Annotated in this window: 16 protein-coding genes; 7 read left to right on the top strand and 9 right to left on the bottom strand. The window is 65.0% G+C overall.

The window, feature by feature from the left end; all coding sequences use genetic code 11:
- Positions 1 to 89 precede the first annotated feature (89 nt).
- Positions 90 to 896 (bottom strand): class I SAM-dependent methyltransferase, encoded by an 807-nt coding sequence (locus tag P9273_RS20875; protein WP_041001146.1) that lies wholly within the window; start codon positions 894 to 896, stop codon positions 90 to 92.
- Between the two features lie 77 nt (positions 897 to 973).
- Between P9273_RS20875 and P9273_RS20870 the strand changes: the two genes are divergently transcribed.
- Entirely contained in the window at positions 974 to 1825 is an 852-nt protein-coding gene (locus P9273_RS20870) for a hypothetical protein (RefSeq protein WP_278050587.1), read from the top strand.
- On the opposite strand, the gene P9273_RS20865 is transcribed toward P9273_RS20870, so the two are convergent.
- Positions 1822 to 2583 carry an SDR family NAD(P)-dependent oxidoreductase gene (locus tag P9273_RS20865; protein ID WP_278050586.1) on the bottom strand — a complete coding sequence of 254 codons (762 nt, stop codon included), beginning with the start codon at positions 2581 to 2583 and terminating at the stop codon, positions 1822 to 1824. The genes P9273_RS20870 and P9273_RS20865 overlap by 4 nt on opposite strands.
- A 106-nt stretch (positions 2584 to 2689) precedes the next feature.
- Between P9273_RS20865 and P9273_RS20860 the strand changes: the two genes are divergently transcribed.
- Positions 2690 to 3586: a LysR family transcriptional regulator gene (locus tag P9273_RS20860; protein WP_278050585.1), complete on the top strand. Its 897-nt coding sequence runs from the start codon at positions 2690 to 2692 to the stop codon at positions 3584 to 3586.
- A 4-nt stretch (positions 3587 to 3590) separates the two neighbouring features.
- Here P9273_RS20860 and P9273_RS20855 read toward each other — a convergent pair whose 3' ends face one another.
- Entirely contained in the window at positions 3591 to 4217 is a 627-nt protein-coding gene (locus P9273_RS20855) for a TetR/AcrR family transcriptional regulator (RefSeq protein WP_278050584.1), read from the bottom strand.
- 119 nt (positions 4218 to 4336) lie between these two features.
- Between P9273_RS20855 and P9273_RS20850 the strand changes: the two genes are divergently transcribed.
- The 4 genes from P9273_RS20850 to P9273_RS20835 all read left to right on the top strand — a co-directional run bounded on the left by P9273_RS20850 (position 4337) and on the right by P9273_RS20835 (position 9010).
- Positions 4337 to 5521, top strand: coding sequence for an MFS transporter (locus P9273_RS20850; RefSeq protein WP_278050583.1), 1185 nt, complete (start codon positions 4337 to 4339; stop codon positions 5519 to 5521).
- 14 nt (positions 5522 to 5535) lie between these two features.
- Positions 5536 to 6816, top strand: coding sequence for a D-arabinono-1,4-lactone oxidase (locus tag P9273_RS20845; RefSeq protein WP_041002598.1), 1281 nt, complete (start codon positions 5536 to 5538; stop codon positions 6814 to 6816).
- The gene (locus tag P9273_RS20840; RefSeq protein ID WP_278050582.1) at positions 6813 to 7949 is read left to right on the top strand and encodes an alanine racemase; all 1137 of its coding nucleotides are present in this window, start codon (positions 6813 to 6815) and stop codon (positions 7947 to 7949) included. Before P9273_RS20845 ends, P9273_RS20840 begins: the two co-directional genes overlap by 4 nt.
- Before the next feature lie 125 nt (positions 7950 to 8074).
- Positions 8075 to 9010, top strand: coding sequence for a bifunctional helix-turn-helix transcriptional regulator/GNAT family N-acetyltransferase (locus P9273_RS20835; RefSeq protein WP_278050581.1), 936 nt, complete (start codon positions 8075 to 8077; stop codon positions 9008 to 9010).
- Positions 9011 to 9042: 32 nt separating this feature from the next.
- Here P9273_RS20835 and P9273_RS20830 read toward each other — a convergent pair whose 3' ends face one another.
- Positions 9043 to 9876 carry an AraC family transcriptional regulator gene (locus P9273_RS20830; RefSeq protein WP_278050580.1) on the bottom strand — a complete coding sequence of 278 codons (834 nt, stop codon included), beginning with the start codon at positions 9874 to 9876 and terminating at the stop codon, positions 9043 to 9045.
- 149 nt (positions 9877 to 10025) lie between these two features.
- Between P9273_RS20830 and P9273_RS20825 the strand changes: the two genes are divergently transcribed.
- On the top strand, positions 10026 to 11519 hold the full coding sequence (locus P9273_RS20825; RefSeq protein ID WP_278050579.1) for a winged helix-turn-helix domain-containing tetratricopeptide repeat protein: 1494 nt from the start codon (positions 10026 to 10028) through the stop codon (positions 11517 to 11519).
- 88 nt (positions 11520 to 11607) lie between these two features.
- On the opposite strand, the gene P9273_RS20820 is transcribed toward P9273_RS20825, so the two are convergent.
- From P9273_RS20820 to P9273_RS20800, 5 genes are all read right to left on the bottom strand, one after another.
- Positions 11608 to 11940, bottom strand: a complete 333-nt coding sequence (locus P9273_RS20820) for a hypothetical protein (RefSeq protein ID WP_278050578.1) — start codon at positions 11938 to 11940, stop codon at positions 11608 to 11610.
- Positions 11941 to 11968: 28 nt separating this feature from the next.
- A complete protein-coding gene (locus tag P9273_RS20815; protein ID WP_278050577.1) occupies positions 11969 to 12382 on the bottom strand; it encodes a hypothetical protein in 414 nt (137 codons plus the stop codon).
- Between the two features lie 73 nt (positions 12383 to 12455).
- Positions 12456 to 15560, bottom strand: a complete 3105-nt coding sequence (locus P9273_RS20810; protein WP_278050576.1) for an efflux RND transporter permease subunit — start codon at positions 15558 to 15560, stop codon at positions 12456 to 12458.
- Between the two features lie 118 nt (positions 15561 to 15678).
- Positions 15679 to 17247, bottom strand: a complete 1569-nt coding sequence (locus P9273_RS20805; protein ID WP_278050575.1) for an FAD-dependent monooxygenase — start codon at positions 17245 to 17247, stop codon at positions 15679 to 15681.
- Positions 17248 to 17249: 2 nt separating this feature from the next.
- Complete coding sequence (locus P9273_RS20800) at positions 17250 to 18389, bottom strand: efflux RND transporter periplasmic adaptor subunit (protein ID WP_278050574.1); 1140 nt, start codon at positions 18387 to 18389, stop codon at positions 17250 to 17252.
- Positions 18390 to 18529 lie beyond the last annotated feature (140 nt).

The raw sequence follows: 18529 nt of genomic DNA, 5'->3' as shown, positions 1-18529 counted from the left end.
GCGCGCGCAAGGGCCTGGCGGCGCGAAATTGTTCTCGGGTGGAGCCCTGGGCGAAAATGCTATGGCCGCCGCAAAGCTTGAACGAGCAATCAGCCCGTTATTTGGGCCTTGGGCGAGCGCAGCACCAGCAGCGGGCAGCGTTCGGCGAGCCCGTATGTGCCGGTTGAAGCCAGCCGGACATCATCGAAGAAGGTCCGGGCTTCCTCGATGAGTGATGCCGCCGGCGCAAAACTGTAGACGACGGAAGAGTTCCGGTAGACGTCGATGGTTCCGATGACCGGCAGTTCCCATCCTGTTCGAGCCGATAGCTCCTCGCGGTCGGGAAACATCCTGTCGAATTGTTCGAGGATGCCTGTAACCGGTATCGTGTAATCAGGCCCGCCGGCAATCGCAGTCATGGCCACCCGCCATTTGAGGTCGTGGAAGGTCGAGACGCCGCCGGCCAAGGCCAGGTCGCGCACTTCCCGCGGATCGTCGCGTGTTTCGGGGCAGGCATAGAGCCTGATGCCGGCGCGGCCGCCGGCTTTCAGCACGCGTGCGACGGCTGAAAACAGCGCTTGCCTCGCATCGGCGCCGCCGATGACCGTAAGGCATCCGTCGCCGATCAGCGCATCGACGCTTGCGTCAGGCATCGGCGGATCGAACCAGTCGCCGCGCACCGCCTTGCGCAAATCCGTGTCGCCCGGCCAGATGCCCGCGATCATGTCGCTGGATTCGTCCACCGCCGTCATGCTCGCGCCGAGACCGGCAAGTTCCGGTGTCACGCCGAACATGACGATATGCGATCGAGCAAGCCCGAGCTCACGATCGTAAGCCTCGACAACTTCCGGCGGCGGCCGCAGCGGCGGCCCGAGCAACTGCCAATGCCTGCGAATTGCGTTCCAATGCTCTGTCATACAAACCCCGACCCTGGTAGCGCATTGTATTCGAACGCATAATCGAGGACGCTGAATAAGCCAAGCATGGAACACAAATGGCACGTATCGCAGTCATCACGCATGAACACGACCGCTTCCTAGTCCGCAGCGGATGGCTGCTGCGGCGAGACAGCCGTTTCATGCTGTTCGATCTGTTGGAGGAGCTGAAACGGCGTGGCCATTCGGTTCGCGTTCTGAGCGGCACCTCGGCAAGGCCGGAGGCGGATATCGCGGTGCTGCATGTCGACGCGACCGTGACGCCCGCCGAGTATGTCGAATACGCGCGGCTTTTCCCGTTTTGCCTCAATATCGGCGCCGCCGACATCGCCAAGCGCCGCGTCAGCACCGCTCTGATCGGGCGCGATGACACCTGGAAGGGCGAGGTCGTCGTCAAGAGCAACCTCAACCATTGGGGCGCGCCGGAAAAGCAGCTGAACCGGCAGTCGCGCCGCGCCGGCAAGCCCGAACCGTTTCCGGATGCGGTGCCGTTCGAGCGCTACCAGGTCTATGCTTCGCTAGCCGACGTTCCGCCCGCGGTCTTCGATCGTGGGGATATCGTGGTGGAGAAATTCGTTCCAGAACCGGATCCGGACGGGTTCGCCGCGCGCTTCTGGTTTTTCTGTGGCGAGCGCGAGCGCTGCACGCGCCATGTCTCGCCGCAGAAATTCGTCAAGGGCGAGGACACCATTCGCCGTGAGCCGGTCCCCGTGCCCGATGAACTGCGTGCGCTGCGCCGCAAGCTCGGTTTCGATTACGGGAAATTCGATTTCGTCATGCATGAGGGCAGGGCGCTGCTGCTCGATGCCAACAAGACCCCCGGGCGAGCCAGGAACCTTTCGAGCTTCATCGCCGCCGGCAATGCCAATCTCGCCGACGGCTTCGAAGGACTGATCCGGCAGGTCGCCTAGATATTCATGCCGCCAGATACTTCGATGCGCTGGGCGTTGACCCAGCGATTGTCGTCGGAGAGCAGCGAGGCGATCATCGGCCCGATATCGTCGGCGACGCCGGCGCGGCCAAGCGCGGTCATCCCTGCCACGACGCGGTTGATCTCGGCGTCGTCGCGTACATGGCCGCCGTTGAAGTCGGTGGCGATCGCGCCGGGCGCCACGGTGTTGGCGGTGATGCGGCGGCCGGCAAGCTCCTTGGCGAGATAGCGCGTGAACACCTCGACGCCGCCCTTCATCATCGCATAGGCGGACGAGCCAGGCACCGAGAAGCGCGCCAGCCCGCTCGACACGTTGATGATGCGGCCGCCGTCGTTGATCAGCGGCAGCAGCGCCTGGGTGAGGAAGAACACGCCCTTGAGATGGATGTTCATCAGCGTGTCGAATTCCTCTTCCGTCGTGTCGGCGATCGGCTTGCGCAGCCCGGTGCCGGCATTGTTGACGAGATAATCGAAGTGATCGCGCTGCCAGGTCTCCTTGAGCGTCTTCTTCAACGCCGCGACGAAAGCGGGAAAGGTGGCGACGGCGCCGGTGTCGAGCTCGATCGCGGCGGCGCGGCCGCCGGCAGCTTCGACCTCTGCGACGGCTGCCTTCGCCTCGTCGGCGCGCGAGCGATAGGTGAGGATGACGTCGACGCCTCTGCGGGCGAGGTTCAGCGCAGTATTGCGGCCGAGGCCGCGGCTGCCGCCGGTGATGAGGGCAATGGGACGAATGGTCATGGCGAAATCTCCTTCTGTGCGGATGGAGATGCATATACTCGCCTGATCGACCGAAATAATCGGGCATGGATTGTCAACACTATTCAGTGTGTGCGAACAGTCAGCGATGGACCGGTTCGATAGCATGCGGTTATTCACCCGCGTCGTGGAGCGGCGCAGCTTCACCGCGGCCGCCGCCGATCTTGGCCTGCCGCGCTCCAGCGCCACCGCCGCGATCAAGCAGCTCGAAGAGCGGCTCGGTGTGCAACTGCTGAGGCGCACCACGCGGCACGTGACGACGACGCTCGACGGCGAAGCCTATTACCAGCGCTGCATCGCCATCCTCGCCGACATCGAGGATGCCGAGGGCGGTTTCGGCGCCCACGAGGTGCACGGACGCCTCAGTGTCGACGTCAATGGCCATATGGCGCGCACATTCCTCTTGCCGGAACTGCCGGCGCTGCTTGCCAGATATCCGGGCCTGTCGGTACATATCGGCGAGGGGGACCGCCTTGTCGATCTGGTGCGCGAAGGCGTCGACTGCGTGATCCGGGCGGGCGTGCTTCCCGACAGCGACCTGATCGTGCGGCGTCTCGGCATCGCGCGCGAGATCACCGTCGCGAGTCCCGACTATCTCGAACGCCACGGTGTACCGCGCACATTGGATGATCTTGCCGGCCACATGATGATCGGCTTCGTGTCGTCGCGCACGAGGCAGGTGATGCCGCTGGAATTCACCGTCGACGGCAAGGTTCGTGAAGTGGTTCTGCCGTCGCGAGTCACGGTCGCCAATTCAGACACAAGTGCCGCACTGGTTCGGCTGGGCTTCGGTCTGTTCCAGGCGCCAAAGCTCCGCTACGCCGACGACATCGAAGCCGGCCGGCTGGTCGAGGTGCTGCCGGACCATCCGCCGACTCCGACTCCGATCTCGGTGCTTTATCCGCCGAGCCGCCAGCTTTCGCCAAGGGTGAGGGTGTTCGTCGATTGGCTGGTGGAGGTTCTCGGGCCGAAGCTGGATTCCTGATCGCTCAGAGAAACAGCCGCAGCTGCGCGTGGATGATCGAGCGGTAGTCGTCGATCGTCCGCCGACCTTCTTCTTTATCTTGCGTCAGCGCCAGCCGCACGACGCCGCCGGCGAGCTGGAAGATCAGGAACACCACGCGCTCGAACGCCTCGCGCTGTTCGGACTTGAGCATCGGCGCGACGTGGTCGCAGAACATCTTGGCCTGCTGACGTGTTTCGGCGATGTCGAGATGCTGCAGCGCCTTGTCTGCCTGGATGGCGTTCTGCAGGTCCTGGATGGCCGGGTCCGCAGCGACGCGGTCATAGTAATCGTCGAGCAGGCGATCGGCCGCAGCGGTCACGTCGTCCAGCCCGCCTATCCCGGCGATGATCGCGCCGAACCTTGCACGGCTTTCCTCGGAAAAGCGTTCGTAGAGCATCGCCAGGATCGCCGACTTGCTCGGAAAATAATGATAGACGGTGGCGATCGGACCGCCGGCCAGCGCGCCCACCTCCTTCATCGTCACCGCGTCGATGCCCTTTTCGCCGATCAGCCGCATGGTCGTGGCGAGGATCGCGTCGATGCGCTCGCGGCTGCGCTCCTGCTTGGGCCTGCGCCGCGGTTCAGTCGCCGTTCGCCTGGTCTGCGTCATGCGCCAATCTCTCACGAGAGTGCGAATTCGCGGTTGACAAAAAATATGATCAAGCATCAGTTTCGCCAAATGCTGACAACTTGTCAGCTTTCTGACCGGGCTGCAAGGGAGGGCGCCTCGTGACCGCATCGCAAGCCGTGCAAGCGGAAAATGGCGATTGGCTTGTCGGCAACCCGACCGGCCTGCAACTGGCCTCGGCGCTTTGGATCGGCTCTGTCGGCCTGCTGATCCTCGGCTTGCAGCCGGTGCTGCTCGGCGCGCTCTACAGCGAAGGTCATGTCACCGGTGACGAGCTGGCGCTGGTCGCAACCGCCGAGATGATCGCGATCGCCATCGGGTCGGGCGTCGTGGCGATGCTGCTCCCTGCCAGGAACATGCGCTGGAAGAGCGCGGCGCTGCTCGTCCTGCTCGCGCTCGCCAACGTCTGGACCGCTTATGCCGGCAGCCCCAATACGCTGATCGGCGCGCGCGCACTGGCGGGCCTCGCGGAGGGCGGGCTGGTCGCCGTCGCGACGGAGCTGATCGCCCGCTCGCGCCGAGCGGAGCGCATCGGTGGCTATTTCGTCACGCTGCAGACCTTGGCGCAATGCGCTCTGGCGCTGATCCTCGCGCTCTATGCCGTGCCGCGAGCCGGCTCGGCCGGCGGCTTCATCGCGCTCGGCATCGTCTGCCTGCTGTCGCTGGTTGTCGCCTGGACCGTGCCGGACGACTATGCCGACCTTCCCAAAGAAGAGCAGTTCGCCAATGTGGCGACGGTGCCGGCAGTCACCGCGCTCTTGTCGATCTTCTGCTATTTCATGTTCTTCGGCGCCGTCTGGGCTTTTCTCGAGCCGATCGGCGCGCAGTTCGGCATCGACGGCCGCACCGTTGGCCTGATCGTTTCGGCAAGCCTTGCCGCGCAAGTGATCGGCGCCATGACCGCGACCATCTTCGAGGCTCGCATCGATTATCGTTTCGCCATCACCGTCATTGGGATTATCGCGGCGATCAGCTCGTTGCTGCTTGCATCCGGCCCGGGCCTTCCAGTGTTCTGGGCGGTCGCGCTGCTGATGGGCTTCATCCTGCTTTTCATCGTGCCTTACCAGATCCGACTTGCCATCACCGCCGACGAGACGCGCACCGCCGCCCTTCTGGTGCCGGCTGCGCAACTCTTCGGCCTCGCCATCGGTCCGATCGCCGCCTCGCTTCTGATCGACGGTGCGAACTTCAGGCCGGTGCCGGAATTCGCCGCCGCCACCGCTTTGGCGAGCGTGCTTTTGCTCGGCGTCTTCGTGCTGGTCGCCCGCCGCCGCGGCCAGCCCTGAGCGGGAGGATCATGATGGCAAACGCCTGGAGCAACTGGTCCGGCCTCGTCACGGCTTCCCCGAAGCAGATCGCGACACCGGCCGATGCCGGCGGGTTGGCCGAGCTGGTGCGCACGGCGCCCGGACCGCTGCGCGTTGCCGGCGCCAGCCATTCCTTCACGCCGCTGGTGCAGTCCGAAGGCACCATCGTCTCGCTGGAGAAGATCGAAGGCCTGGTCTCACATGATGCCGCGAACAACCGGGCGCGGGTGAGGGCGGGAACCAGGCTCGGCGCCCTGATGCGCATCCTGCAGGATATCGGCCAGGGCCTGCCTAATATGGGCGACATCGACAAGCAGGCGATCGGCGGGGCGCTGGGCACGGCGACGCACGGCTCCGGCCCGACGCTCGGCGCCTATCACACCCAGCTCGAGGCGCTGCAGCTCGTCGATGGGCAAGGCAAGCTGCGTGAATATAGCCGGGCGGGCGATCAGGACATGATCCACGCCACGGGCGTTACATTGGGCAGCTTCGGCGTGCTCACCGAAGTGACAATGAACAACATCGCGACCTACCGGCTGCGCCGCCGCAAATGGGTGCTGCCGATTGGCGACATGCTCAAGAACTTCGAGACGATGATGGCCGCGCATCGCTCGGCCGAGTTCTACTACATCCCGTTTTCCGGCTACGCCCAGTTCATCGCCAGCGATTTCAGCGACGCGCCGATCACGCCGCGGCCGACCGAGGACGACGAGGAAGGGCTGGCGACTTTGCGCAAGCTGCGCACGGCGCTGCGTTGGCTGCCCTCGCTGCGCCGCGCGCTGATCAAGAGCGCAGTGAGGAAAGTCGCTGCGGAAGACTATGTGCAGGACTGGCTCAACGTCTACGCCAGCGACCGTCGCACCAAATTCAACGAGATGGAGTACCACCTGCCTTACGAGGAAGGTCCAAAGGCATTGGCCGAGATTATCGCGCTGACGGAGAAGCACTTCCCGGAAGTCTATTTCCCGATGGAGGTGCGTTCCGTGGCGCCCGACGAATTCTGGCTTTCGCCTTTCTACAAAAGGCTGACCTGCTCGATCGCCATCCACCACGATGCGGCGAACGATCCGCTGCCTTTCATGCGCGCCGCCGAGCCTATTTTCCGCAAGTATGGCGGCAGGCCGCATTGGGGCAAGATGCACAGCCTGAAGGCGGCGGATTTCAAGAAGCTTTATCCGCGCTGGGACGACGCGCTTGCCGTGCGGCGCGACATCGATCCGCAAAACCGCTTCGTCTCGCCCTATATGGCCAGCCTGTTCGGCATCCAGCAATGAGCGCCTATTTCGCTGCCCTGTCCGACGCATTGAGGGCCGCAGAGATTTTCCGGCCCTGCCTTGTTCTCGACCGCGACCGGTTGGACGGGAACATCGCGCTGGTGAAGGACAGGCTGGCTTCGGGCCTTGCCGTGCGGCTTGTCGACAAGTCGCTGCCTTGCATACCGCTGCTTTCGCATATCGCGCGAGCACTCGAAACCAACCGCTTCATGACCTTCCATCCGCCGGTGACGCAAGCAGTGCTCGACGCCTTCCCCGAGGGCGACCTGCTCTACGGCAAGCCGATGCCGGTGGTCGCCGCCAGGGCCGCGCTGACCAGAGGCGGCGCCGGCTGGTGGTCGCGCGTCTGCTGGCTGATCGACACGCCGGAGCGGCTGGCCGACTATGGCGCCTTGGCCGCCGCGCTCGACACCGAATTGCGCTTCGCCTTCGAGGTGGATGTCGGCCTGCATCGCGGCGGTTTTTCCGGTCCCGCCGAGATCAGGGCGCTGAAGATACCCGATGGTCTGCGCTGCGACGGCATCATGGCCTATGAGGCGCATGCGCCGGAGATTCCAGGCCTGTTCGGCGGCGCGGCCAGGGCACTGAAGCAGGCCTCTGCCAGCGCTGCCGAATTTGCCGCTGCGCTTGACCCGGACCAGCGCCGCATCCTCAACATCGGCGGCTCGAAGACCGCGCTGCTGCATGGCGACGGCGTCGCCAACGAAGTGTCGATCGGCTCGGCCTTCGTGCTGCCCAAGGATTTCGACACGCCCGGCCTCGACGGTTTCCAACCGGCGGCCTTCATCGCCACGCCGATCCTGAAGGTGCTCAATCCAATTCTGCCCGGTCCGCCGGCGGTCTCCAAGGCGCTGCGGGCGCTCGGCCTCTTTCCGAAGAAGGGCTGCTATCTCTATGGCGGCAAGTGGATGGCCGAGCCGGTGTTACCCGAGGGTATGAAGCCGAACGGACTGATCGGGCTGTCCTCCAACCAGCAGTTCATGGGTTTGCCCCACGGGGCGAACGTGAAGCCCGGCGACTATGCCTTCCTGCGGCCGATGCAGAGCGAGGCCGTGCTGCAGCATTTGGGTGCGATTGCCGTGTTTTCCGGCGGGCGGATCGTGGAGTTCTGGCCAGTGCTGCCGATGGGGTGAGGCGTTCAGCGCTCGCAGTGGCGCCTGATCCGCCGCAACCGTCAATAAATGACGAAGCTGTGACAACCAATTTATTGACTCAGTCAACTAAATGATTGATCCTGTCCAGGACAGGAGGACTTCCTATGACCATCCACGACCATCCCGGCAAGGATCGCATCGATGCGGTGCGCGCCTTCAACCGTTTCTACACCCGCCAGATCGGACTGCTCGACGAAGGCTTGCTGAAGAGCCCGTTCTCGCTGACCGAGGCCCGGGTACTTTACGAGCTTGCCCATCGCGACGGGCTCGTCGCCAGCGACCTGGTGCGCGATCTCGGCCTCGATCCCGGCTATGTCAGCCGCCTGTTGAAGAAATTCGAGGAGCGCGGCTTGGTCGAGCGCGAGGCAAGCGAAGCGGATGCGCGACGTTCATCGATCGCACTGACGGCTCGAGGTAGGGAAGCCTTCGCGCCCCTCAATCAGGATTCGCATAACCAGGTGCGTGCGCTGCTCGATCGTCTGGCCCCCGCCGATCAGGAGCGGCTGGTCAAGGCCATGCGCACCGTGCAGGACCTGCTCGGCGACAGGCCCGAACCCAAGGTGCCCTATATCCTGCGGCCGCTGCAGGTCGGCGACATTGGCTGGATCACGCACCGCCAGGGCCTGATCTACGCGCAGGACTATGGCTGGGACGAAACCTACGAGGCTCTGGTCGCCGAGATCCTCGGCGAGTTCGTCAAGAACTTCGTCCCGCAATGGGAGCGCAGCTGGATCGCCGAGCGCGAAGGCGAGGTGGTCGGCTCGGTCTTCGTCATGCGCAAATCGCCAAAGGTCGCGAAGCTCAGGCTGCTCTATGTCGAACCGTCGGCGCGCGGCCTTGGCATTGGCCGACGGCTGGTTGACGAGTGCATCACCTTCGCTCGAGCCAAGGGCTATAAGACGCTGACGCTATGGACCAACGACATTCTTGGCTCGGCCCGCCGCATCTACCAGGCCGCGGGCTTCAAGCTGGTCGACGAGGAGCGCCATCATTCCTTCGGCAAGGATCTGATGGGGCAGACTTGGAATTTGGAGCTTTAACTCTCCCCCTGCTCCTTGTGGAAAAAGGCGCCTCAACCCCTCACCGGCACCCAAATCTCCAGCCCACCATTGCCGGTGTGCGCGTCGAATTCGGGGCCGTAACGCTCGAAATCCGGGGCGTCGGCGATCTCATGTCCGGATGCAGGGAGCCACTTATTCCAGATGGTGTTGACCGTGCGTCGTATGGTCGAGATGTGCTCGCGATGCGCAAACACCGCGTATTTCTGCGCCGGCACTCGAACCCGGTAAAAATCCTTCGGCAGATCGGAGAAATCCGACACCTCGACGCCGGCGACGTAGTCGAAATTGCCGGCATCGTCGCCATTGACGCAGACGCCATAAGCGACATCGCCGATCTCGCCGGGGATGTTGCCGATATAAGGGCCGAAGCGCTGCCACAGCATCGGGATGCCAGCGCTGGTCTCGCAACTGTACCGTTCGCCGAGGCCGGCGATCAGGAAGGGGCGGCTGATCTCGAAGCGCGGCGGCTCGAGTGTGGTGAGAAGCGAACTGTCCATCATTATGGGCTCCACAAGGTCGAGATTTTCGGTCGAGCCTTGCGCGCGCACCAGCTCCGGCGTGGTGCCGAATTGCTCGCGAAAAGCCCGCGTGAACGCCTCATGCGAGCCGTAGCCGGCATCGAGCGCGACCGAAAGAATGTCGCGCGCACCGCCGGCCAGCTTGCGCGCCGCTTCGCTCAAGCGGCGCGCTCGCATGTAACCCATCACCGACCGCCCCGTAGCCGCGCCGAAGGCGCGCGTCACGTGGAAGCGCGACACGCCGCTGCTCGCCGCTATTTCGTCGAGGCTGATGGCGTCGGGCAGATGGCTTTCGACAAACCACAGCGCCTTCTCGGTGGGGTTCATGGCTCCTCGCATTTGGCCGGGCGACACTAGCCACCCCGCCGACGGCCAGTTTGATCGAAATTGCGCTCTGGGCAATAATGGTGATGTGCGAGCCGGGTCGAGTGGAAGGGCCCGGCATTGTGCACGATAGGCGGGAAGGGGTGTTCCCGATGACGACGGCGAGGGCCGATCAGGTCTTTCGATTTGGCGGGTTCACGCTCGACCTTGCCATGGGCACGCTGCGCGGCCTCAACGAGCCGCTGTTCCTGCGTCCGAAAGCCTATGCGCTGCTGTCGCATCTTGCCCGCAACATGGGCCGCGTGGTGCCGAAATCGGAACTGATGGATGTCGTCTGGCCGGGCGTCTACGTCACCGAGGATTCACTGACGCAATCGGTACGCGAAATTCGCAAGGTGCTGGGCGAGGACATGGTGCGCACCGTCTCCAAGCGCGGCTATATGCTTGCCGCCGAGGCCGAAGCTGCGCCCGAGATCAGTACGCAGCCGATCGTGGCGGTCGTGCGCTTTCGCAACGATAGCGGCGATCCGGCCGACGAGGCGATGGTCGACGGTTTTGCCGAGGACCTGATCAACGGCGTGGCGCGGTTCGGCACGGTCACGGTCCTGGCGCGCAATTCGAGCTTCTCCTTCACCTCCTTCGGCCGCGCCGAGTGGCCGCAGATCCGCGCCCGCATCGGTGCCGACTATCTGGTCGAGGGGTCGCTGCGCCGGCAGGGCGAGCATGTTGTGGTGGCCGTCAGCCTTGTCGACATCGCCAGCGCCAGACAGCTCTGGGGCGATCGGTACCAGTCGCAAGGCGCAGGCCTGTTTGCGATCGAGCGCGAGATCGTCGAGCAGATCGTCAGCCGCCTGGTCACCCGGGTCGCCAATGCCGGACTGGAGCAGGCTTCGCGCAAGCCGGTGACCAGCCTTGCCGCCTACGAACTCCTGCTGCGTGGCTTTGCGCTGCTGCGCGATCCCGCCCAGACCGACCAGCGCGGCGCCGAGGCCTTGTTCGAGGCGGCGATCGCTAAGGATCCGAATTATGGGCTGGCCTACTCCTATCTCGCCTTGGCGCGCTCGCTGGATGGGGAGTTCGGGCGCGCCAGCGATGCCGTCCTGGAAAACGCGCGCGACCTTGCCGACAAGGGCCTGGCCTTGTCGCCCGATCAGCCGACCGGCCATCGCGTGCAGTCGCTGATCCGCCTCTATATGCGCGATCACGAGGCGGCCGAGCATCACATGCGCATTGCGCTCCAGCTCAATCCCTATGATGCCGACAGCATCGAGCAGATGGGCATGCTGCTCACCATGCGCGGTCGGCCGCTGGACGCGCTGACCTGGCTGGCCCGCGGCATTCGCATCGATCCCTTGCATCCGCACTGGTACCAGTTCGACCGCGCGCTGGCGCTTTATATGATGGGGGAGTACCGGCAGGCTGCAGAAGCGCTGGAATTGGCAACGCGCCCGGCGCCCTGGATCCGCACGCGGCTGGCAGCCTGCTATGCCCAGATGGGAGATATGGAGAAGGCGCGTCGGCAGATCGCCCTCATCGACGAGGGCGCTCCGTTCTCGCCGCTCGACTACGCATTGCGCGGCGTTCCGTTCGAGAGCCAGGCGGATGCCGAGCATCTCGCCGAAGGCGTTAGGCTTGCCCTCGGCTAAATGCATGTCCCTCAGAGAAACAAAGACCTAAAGCGCGTCGCCTGACTCCGTTTCAGCGCGACGCGCCTCAGGTCGTGCTCGGGACCGATCAATCGGCCACGACCACGATGTAGCGGCCCTGGTAGGCGCGGTAGTAGGTGCCGCCGCAGCGCCAGACGTCAAAACCGTTGACCTTGGTGCGGACGCAGCCGGCTGGCAGCGTCGCGACCCAGGCTGTCGTGTGCCGCAGCACGCGCCAGGTGGTGGTGCGGCGGGCAACGCCGGCTGCGCTGCGCGGCGTCCAGGGCGCGCCGATGCGAGCCTCGGCGGTACTGACCAGCGACAGGGCCGGGACGGCGCTGCCGACGATCTCGACGGCAGTGATCGCAAGGGCGAGCATAGCTGCTGCCGAACGGAATTTCTTTAGGGATTTCAAAGGCATATTGGTATCTCCAGATGTTGGTTGAAGTCTAGTGGGAGGATGTAGCGGCAAGCCGGGCCGAACCCGCCAGTGCCGCCAGGTGAGCAACCACGAACAGAAAGTGTGCCGCGGTTGTGAGATAGCCGACGACGAGCACGTCGGCGGCGATGAAGAACTGCCAGAACAGGAGGTTCGCCGTTCCGAGCAGCACATGAACGGCAGCCATCACGGCATGCCAGATGCGGGAGTAGGCGATACGCCAGAGCGTCACACCGATGATCAAAGCGAGGCCATGCGCCTCGATGAAGCCGATGCCGGTGCCGGGCGCGTTGTTGAGCAGCACGGCCTCGGCGCCGCGGCCGAAGAAGGAGCCGGCAATGTCGGTGGCGAGCCCGCCGACCGATGCGAGGATCAGGAAGCCGGCGTTGAAGCGAACGAGGAGATTTCCAAAAAAGGGAGTCATTGTCGTTCTTTTCGGTAGCTGGTGAGATGCGGCCACGGCGACTCTTCCGCCGTGGCCTGTCTTGCCCCGCCGCTTAGGCGGCCATGGACTGAGGTTCGGCGGCGGCCGTAATCGGTTCGGCCGCCGGCATGGCCTTGGCCGGCGCCTTGATGCCGAACCAGGTGACGTAGAGCGTCGGCAGGAACACCAGCGTCAGCACCGTCGCCACCATCAGGCCGCCCATCACCGCATAGGCCATCGGTCCCCAAAACACGGTCGGCGCGATCGGGATCATGCCGAGAATGGCGGCCGCCGCCGTGAGCAGGATCGGCCGCAACCGATGGGTGGTGGCGCTGATCACCGCGGCCCACGCCTCCTCGCCGGCGGCGATGTGCTGGTCGATCTGCGCGATCAGGATGACCGAGTTGCGGATCACCATGCCGATCAGCGACAGCACGCCGAGGATCGCGACGAAGCCCATCGGTGCGCCGGAGATGAGCAGCGCGCCGGCCACGCCGATGATGGCGAGCGGAGCGGTGAGCAGCACCAGCACCAGGCGCTGGAAGCTCATCAGCTGGATCATCAGCACCGTCGCCATGATGAACAGCATCAGCGGGAAGACCACGAAGATGCTGGCCTGCGCCTTGGCGCTGTCCTCGATCACGCCGCCCTGTTCGACGCTGTAGCGTGCGGGCAGCTCAGCCCTGAAGGTGGCAATGGCGCTCTCGAGCCGCTTCGACACGGTGGTGGCGTTCTCGCCCGGCGCGACGTCGGCCTGGACGGTCACGGTCGGCAGCCGGCCGCGGCGCCAGATCAGCGGCGGCTCGGTCCGGTAGCTTAGCTTTGCCACCTGCTCGAGCGGTACCCGCCGTCCGCCGGACGCGCTGATCGTCAGGCCGCGCAGCGTGTCGATGCTGGCGCGTTCGCTATCCACGGCACGTGCGACGATGTCGACCAAGTAGGTGTCGTCGCGCATCTGCGTGATCTTCGAGCCCGACAGCACTGCGTTGATCGTCTCGGAGAGCTGCTGCGAGGAGATGCCCAACGCGCGCGCCCTGTCCTGGTCGACATCGACCTTGATCACCTTGGCCGGCTCGTTCCAGTCGTAGTTGATGTTGCGCACCGAGGCGTCGCTGCCCAGCACCTGCGCGAACTGCTGCGCGAGACTCCGTGTCTTGTCCGGATCCGGACCGCTGACGCGGAACTTCAGCGGCCAGCCGACCGGCGGGCCGAGCTCCAGCGGCGTGACGCGGGCCATGACGTCGTCGAAGCCGGTCGACAGCTCCTTCTCCAGCCGGTCGATGACGGCCTGGCGCACGGCGTGGCCCTTGGTCACCACCACGGCCTGGGCGAAGAAGTCGTTGGCGAGCTGCGCGTCGAGCGGCAGGTAGAAGCGCACCGCGCCCTGACCGACATAGAAGCTCCAATGATCGATGTCGGGATCGGCGGCGAGCAGCTTCTCGACGCGCTCGACCACGACATCCGTCGACTTGATGGAGGCGGTGCGCGGCAGAGTGAGGTCGAGCATGACCTCGGGCCGGTCGGACTTCGGGAAGAACTCCTGGCCGACAAAGCCCATCGCCACGACCGAGAGCGCGAACAGTCCGGCCGTCGCCGACAGCACCAGCCATTTCGCCCGCATCGCCATTTCGAGCAGCGCCTGGAAAGCGCGCGCGATGCGCGAGGGCTGATGGCTGCCGCCATGACCCTTGATGCGATCGGGGAGCAGGAAGACGCCGGTCAGTGGCGTGAACAGCACCGCAACCACCCAGGAGACGACGAGCGCGATCGCCACGACAGCGAACAGCGAGAAGCAGTATTCCCCGGCCCCGCTCTTGGCGAAGCCGACCGGCACGAAGCCGGCGATCGTCACCAGCGTGCCGGTGAGCATCGGGAAGGCGGTGGAGGTGTAGGCATAGGTGGCGGCCGAGATCTTGTCGTAGCCTTCCTCCATGCGCGAGATCATCATCTCGACCGCGATCATCGCATCGTCGACCAGCAGGCCGAGCGCGATGATCAGCGCGCCGAGCGAGATGCGCTGCAGCGAGATGCCGAAATACTCCATCGTGACGAAGGTGATCGCCAGCACCAGCGGGATGGCGACCGCGACGACGACGCCCGGACGCCAGCCGAGCGCCAGCAGCGACACGGCAAGCACAATGGCGATCGCCTCGCCGAGACTTTTTGTGAACTCGCCGACGGATTCTTCCACGACATGCGACTGGTCGGCGACCAGGCCGAGCTCGGCGCCGAGCGGCAGCTCGGCCTCCATCTCATGCATCTTCTCCTTGACGTTATCGCCCAGCGCCAGCGCGTCGCCGCCCGAAGTCATCGAGATGGCGATGCCGACGGCGGACTTGCCGTTGAAGCGGAACATCGGCTGCGGCGGGTCGGAATAGGCGCGCTTGACCTCGGCGACATCGCCCAGCCGGAAGTAATGGCCATTGGCGTAGAAGTTGATCGCCTTGAGGCTTTCCTCGGAGGTGAAGCTGCCGGAGACGCGGATGGCGATGCGCTCGGGGCCGGCATCGACCGTGCCGCTCGGCGTCAGCGCGTTCTGCGCCTGCAGCGCCTGCGACAGCGTGCCGACGTCGAGGCCGAGCGCCGCCACCTTCTGCGTCGAGAATTCGAGATAGATCTTCTCGTCCTGCTGGCCGATCAGGTCGACCTTGGCTACGTCCTTCACCGTCAGCAGCCCGGCGCGTAGGCTGGTGCCGAGATCCTTCAACTCGCGATGGCTGAGGCTGTCGGAGGTGAGCGCGTAGATCAGCGAGTAGGTGTCGCCGAACTCGTCATTGTAGAACGGGCCCTGCACGCCGGACGGCAGTGTCGGCTTGATGTCGTCGAGCTTCTTGCGCACCTGGTACCAGAGCGGCTGAACCTGGTCGCCGGCAACAGTGTCCTTGAGGTTGACGAACACGACGGATTCGCCGGGCTTGGTGTAGCTCTTGACGTAGTCGAGGTCCGGCAGTTCCTCCAGCTTCTTCTCGATGCGGTCGGTGATCTGCTCGACCGTCTCGCTGGTGCTGGCGCCCGGCCACATCGTCTTCACCACCATGGTCTTGATGGTGAAGGGCGGATCCTCTTCGCGGCCGAGGCCGCCATAGGCATAGAGCCCGGCAAGGGCAGCCGCGATCATCAGATAGACGATGAAGCTGCGGTGGCGCAGCGCCCATTCGGAAAGATTGAAGCTGGTCATGATGCAAATCCCTCTCAGCACGCGCGAAGGCGCGTTCCGCCGGCGGCTGCCGGCTGGCCAAAACAAGTGACGGTCAGAGTTCGGTCAGCGCCCGCCGCGTGGCGGGCACTGAGGCAATTCAGGCCAGGCTGTGCATGGTACCTGGCACACGGTAGGGCGCGCGTTCGGCAAGCCTCGGCCTGATGGCTAGGCTGGCGAGATAGCGCTGGAAGGCGGACGCTTCCTGAACCGGCGAGGCGAGCGCGACATGGCCGTCCGGCCTCACCAGATAGGCTGCGTCGCGCTGCAGGCCGGCTTTCCCGGCGGCGTCGGTCCAGGCGAAGGCGTGGACCGGGATGCCGGTCGGCGCGAGCATCGCCCGGAAATCGCAATCGACCTCGCCATAGACATGGACCTGCCAGTCGAGCGACCGCAGCGGCTCGAAATTGTCGCCATTCGCGCCAACAACATAGGGCAGGCGATCGCCGCCGCTGACCTTGCCCGCCACCCCCGAGCTGATCGGCCCGGCGCGATAGTGGATCGCCGCCTGCGAGATGACGCCGAAGAAGGCACGCGAGCCGAACGAGGTGTGCAGCAGCGCGTTCAAAATCTTTGGCATCAGGTAGCGCCGGAACAGACCGATCGCCTTCGAGCGGCTGGTGATGAAACGAAAGGCCGTGTCGGTGCTTTCGATCAGCTTGCGGGCAAAGGCGATGCGCTCCGGCTCGTAGCTGTCGAGCAGGCGAGGATCGGCTCGGCCCTGCACCACGGCGCCTAGCTTCCAGGCGAGGTTCACAGCATCGCCCATGCCGGTATTCATGCCCTGGCCGCCGGCCGGGCTGTGGATATGGCCGGCATCGCCGACGAGGAAGGCGCGTCCGACGCGGAAGCGCTCGGCGACGCGATGATGGACGCGGTAGGTCGAGAACCAGTTGACCTCATGGATCGTGACCCCGGTTTCGCGCTCGATATCGGCGCGGATCGCCTCGAAGCTGATCGTCTCGTCGGCCTCATGCGCCTTCGGCACGATGCCGATGAGGCGCAGCGAGCCCGACTGCCGGACCGGCATGACGATGGCGAAGCCGTAGGTGCTGATCGTCGTGTCCATGCCGTTGCGGGTGACGTCGCCTGTGCCCTTCACGTCGGCGACGTAAAAGGCCTGCTCGTAGGTGCCGCCGGGAAAGCCGATACCGAGCCCATGGCGCACCGTGCTGCGGGCGCCGTCGCAGCCTGCGAGATAGGCTGCACTGACGGTCTCGGTCTTGCCATTCCGGCAAAGGGTCGCGATGACCGCGTCACCCTTGTCCTGGAAGGCAACGAGCTCTGTCCCTCGCTCGACGTCGACGCCGGCGCGTTCCAGATGCGTGATCAGCACGCGTTCATGGATGTCCTGCGGCAGCGCGAAGGCAAAGGAGTAACGGCTGATGCCGCGGCCGAAATCGGACAGTGGCAGCCTGGCGGCGACGCCGGCCGGGGTGTGCAACGTAAGCCGTTCCAGCCGGATGCCCTCGGCAAGGATGTCGTCGACGATGCCGATCTGGCGATGGAATTCCAGCGTGCGTGCCTGGACGGCGAGCGCGCGCGAGGTTTCGCCGGGAGCGGCGGCCTTGTCGAAGATGCGCACCGGCACGCCAAGCCTGGTCAGCCACAGCGCGAGCGTCAGCCCGGTCGGGCCGGCGCCGGCGATGAGGACCTTGGTCTTGGACATGGTCATTTTCCTTCTCCCTCGATGATACGAACTTTTTCGTGCTCCCGCAGCCGGTTCACGCCGGCGGTGACGACCAGATCGCCCTTGGCGAGCCCGTCGCGGACCACCACGCGGTCGGTCTCGTAGCGGACGACCGTGATGGGCTTGAGTTGGACAGCGGACGAAGCGGTGACGACCCAGACGGCCGGCTTGCCGTCCTTGTCGAAAAGCGCGCTGCCCGGCAGCACCACGACCGGGGTGCTGGCCAGTTCGGCGCGGCCGCCGACGCTCGCGCCGAAGCGCATTTCGGCGGGAGCATTCTCCAGCGAGACCTTGACCTGGAAGGTGCGGGTCGCGGCGTCGGCCATGGGCGCGATTTCGCGGATGGTGCCGACCGCGGTGATCGCCGGATTGCTGAGCAGCGAGACAATCACTTTTGGCGGATGCTTCGTATCGGGCGCATTGGCGAAAACCGCTTCCGCGATCGAGAAGACCGCGTCGCGGCTCTTCGGATCGGCGACGCGCACCACCATCTGCCCGACATTGACGGACTGGCCGGCTTCGGCTCCGGTGGCGGTGACGATGCCGTCGAACTCGGCATGCAGCTCGGTATAGCCGAGCTGGTCCTTGGCCATGTCGAGGGCGATGTTCGCCGACTTGAGCTTGGCCTGCGCCGAGCGCAGATTCTTCAGCGTGGCGTCATAATTGGCGCGGGTGGTAAAACCCTTGGCGAGCAGCGCGCCGATGCGGGCCTCCGCAGCTCTTGCCTCGACAAGCACGGCCTGTGCCGCCGCGACATCGGCCTCGGCGCTGGCGAGCCGGTTGCGATAGTCCTGGTCTTCGATGCGGGCGAGAACCTCGCCCTTCTTCACCGTCGCGCCGATCTCGGCGACGCGTTCGAGCAGTTTGCCCGATACACGGAAGCCGAGGTCGCTTTCGAGTCTTGGCCGGATCTCGCCAATGGCGGTTCGGGTATCTGCGTCGAGCATCGGGGCAACCGCCATAGTCTTGACGAGCTTAGTCTCCGGCGCGGCGGGCTTGGCATTCGAGGCCTCGCTTTTGGCGCCGTGCCAGACCATCGCGGCGCCGCAGGCAAGAACGGCAATCGAGCCGGCGATAAGGCGGCGCCTCAGCGGCTTGTTGTGGAAGAGTGCGGCAATCATGTTGTCTCCATGCCCAAGGTTGCGGTCGCGCAGGGAGGATGCGGCGACCGGGAAATATGTCGGCTGGAGAAGGGATCGGGCGTTGCCGCCTGTCTTTCGCCAGCCCGATCTTCTTGGCGCTTCCGGCTCCGGAAATCCCG

This window comes from Mesorhizobium sp. WSM4935 (assembly GCF_029625735.1).
Lineage (GTDB): Bacteria > Pseudomonadota > Alphaproteobacteria > Rhizobiales > Rhizobiaceae > Mesorhizobium.
This window is presented reverse-complemented; position numbering and strand designations above follow the sequence as displayed.